Origin of the sequence: Pseudomonas agronomica (assembly GCF_025917275.1) — a bacterium.
Taxonomy (GTDB): Bacteria; Pseudomonadota; Gammaproteobacteria; order Pseudomonadales; family Pseudomonadaceae; genus Aquipseudomonas; species Aquipseudomonas agronomica.
In genome coordinates this window covers 1-521 of record NZ_JAOSHO010001020.1, presented here as the reverse complement: position 1 = coordinate 521, position 521 = coordinate 1, and the positions used below count along the sequence as shown (strand labels likewise).

Genomic DNA, 521 nt, shown 5'->3' with positions numbered 1-521 from the left:
GTGCGTATTGCTGATGGAGCCGACTATAAACCCGACCGCCAAATAATCTCAATATATATATTTACATCCCATATTTTGGGATTACCCAGCAAACCGAGTACAAGCCACGCCCGGCACATCGACGCGCATCGACAGCACGGCGCCGTCCAGCGGATGACCGAGCGGACTGGCCGCACTGGTGATGTACAGCGTCTTGAGATCTTCCCCACCGAAGACACAACTGGTCGGGCGACTGACCGGCAATTCGATCACCCGATCGACATGGCCGTCCGGATGCAACCGCAGCAGGCAACTGCCGTCCCAGCGAGCGTTCCAGACATAACCCCGCGCATCCATGGCCGAACCGTCCGGGCCGCCACGGGAATGAGGTCCGAACCAGACTTCAGCCGGCGCCAGCTTGCCATCGGGATAGATGAAGTGCCGGTACAGCGTGCCGTCCAGGCTTTCGCCGAAATACACCGTCGTGCCATCAGGGCTCCACAACAGCGTGTTGGGAATGCCCAGGCCGCGTAGCAATGGCA

At 59.5% G+C, this 521-nt stretch carries 1 protein-coding gene; it reads right to left on the bottom strand.

From position 1 onward, the window contains the following. Positions 1–81: 81 nt before the first annotated feature. The coding region (locus tag OC610_RS28695) for an SMP-30/gluconolactonase/LRE family protein (protein ID WP_264433160.1) at positions 82–521 on the bottom strand (440 nt) is incomplete at its 5' end.